This window comes from Shouchella lonarensis, from assembly GCF_900096965.1.
Taxonomy (GTDB): domain Bacteria; phylum Bacillota; class Bacilli; order Bacillales; family Bacillaceae_D; genus Shouchella; species Shouchella lonarensis.
In genome coordinates this window covers 1-1,745 of sequence record NZ_FMYM01000022.1, presented here as the reverse complement: position 1 = coordinate 1,745, position 1,745 = coordinate 1, and the positions used below count along the sequence as shown (strand labels likewise).

The 1,745-nt window shown below is 43.8% G+C and carries 1 protein-coding gene; it reads right to left on the bottom strand.

What is annotated here, in order from left to right; all coding sequences use genetic code 11:
- Positions 1–174: 174 nt before the first annotated feature.
- Entirely contained in the window at positions 175–1,596 is a 1,422-nt protein-coding gene (locus tag BLT29_RS12970) for an ISLre2 family transposase (protein ID WP_090776737.1), read from the bottom strand.
- Between the last annotated feature and the right edge of the window lie 149 nt (positions 1,597–1,745).

Below are 1,745 nucleotides of genomic sequence, written 5' to 3'. Positions count from 1 at the left end.
CGAGCGATAGACCGATGACATTTCAAGTTATATGGCTCGGTCATTTAGTTAGTTTAACACGCAAAAACGCTCGTACACCCGTCCTTCATTTGTGCTGCTCCATCAGGTTGAGACGCAAAACCGCGGGGATCACCCCGCACGCGAACTTCTCTCGCTCATCCCGATGACAAAAAGTCAGCCTACCAAATAGCCTTTCATTCCTTTCACAAATTTGCCCATTGGAGAAGAATGAGGACCGTTCAGGGCAAATGTTCCTTGGCGCACACTTGGGGTCACGGCTTGTTCATGATTTTTCTTGGCACGAGTCACTATTTGTTGGAACACGCGCTGCTGTCTCGTTGTTCGCCCTCTAAAGTGTAAGTATACGCTACGTAATGTGTTGTTAAGGATCCCTTGTTTGACCTTGACCATTGCTTCACACCCAGCTTTACTCCAATGCATGCCTCTCTTTTTCATCCGAAATGAGATGTGTCGCTGGTTTGATTCTATCGCACCTAGGGAGCGCGCATTCTCGGGTGGGTCAGCCACTTTCTCGCGCCAATCAAATATTCTCTCCCATTGGGATAAAAGATATTTTTTACATTGCTCAATTCTCTTGAGATGCTTCTCGTCTGTGATCGTACTTTCGTACGTGTCTATCCATTTTGTGAAATTCTCTTTGTCACGGTCCTTTAGGGCTTGTTTTGCTTTGGTTTTATATTCATGGCTTTTTACCCCAAATGCGGCGCTTAAAGACTGTTGTACATGATAGCCATCGATTTGATTCAAAACAGGCTTGTTTGATTGAGAAAAGGCTTCTTGAAAACGATCTGGTGTATAACCTGCGCCACCGTCACTTCCAGTGACGACTTGTGTCTCCGAAAGAGCATATCGGTGAGCAGTGACAGCTTGGACTTCTTGCCAAAAACGATTGATTTCTTTCGTTGTCATGATGGCATAAGGAGACGTTAGCTTCACACGCTTCCCATTTAGATCCCAGCCCTCGTACGTGATCGCGTGGCGCACTTCAATTTGTTTTTTCTTCTGAGTGCTTCTCACAAATACACCATCAGCTTCTCCGTAAAGATAGTCTACTTTCTTCCCTTCAGGAAGCTCGGCGGCTTCCTCTAGCTCTTGGACAAGAGCTTCATCTGCTTTCTGTTGGACCTCACCAACTTCTTTTACAATCTTTCCTACGGTCTGATGACTCATCGTCACTGCGGTCCATTCAGATAACGTTTTGGCTGTGCCTCGGTATGTTTGTTCGCTCGCTAATTCTGCCGTTTTCACTTCCACAAGTGGACTATATCTTTGGTATTTCGCAAAACAGAGGTATTCGTCTAATGGATAGCTTCTCTTTCCTTTTCGGTCTTTCATTAACGCACGCTCATACGTAACGGATCCAAACATAAATTGGATTGTACGCTCATCTTTCCGCTCCATAGTCCAGCCTTCATTTTTCTTGTTTTGCGTGAGCTCTTGATCGATTTGTGATAAAACTTCTCCAGTTATACGAGCAAAGGTCGTTTCCATTAACTGTTTTAGGGTTTCTTCAGCTTCTATCATGTTGTTTTTGGTCTTTATTATGTTGTATATTTCGTGTACAATAGAAAGCATGAAAAGACTCCTCTCTCCAGATGTATTTGCTTTGGTCAGCACACATCTATTGTAGAGGGTCTTTTCTTTTTTGCCCAGTCTTTTGCACCCAATATTCCACAATGTGGAATATTACGTGTTTCAGTCCTCGAGAACTATTTTACACATAC

Bases quoted from the DNA above. Each gene is read 5' to 3' on its own strand.
- BLT29_RS12970 (WP_090776737.1), bottom strand. From the start codon at position 1,596: ATGCTTTCTATTGTACACGAAATATACAACATAATAAAGACCAAAAAC.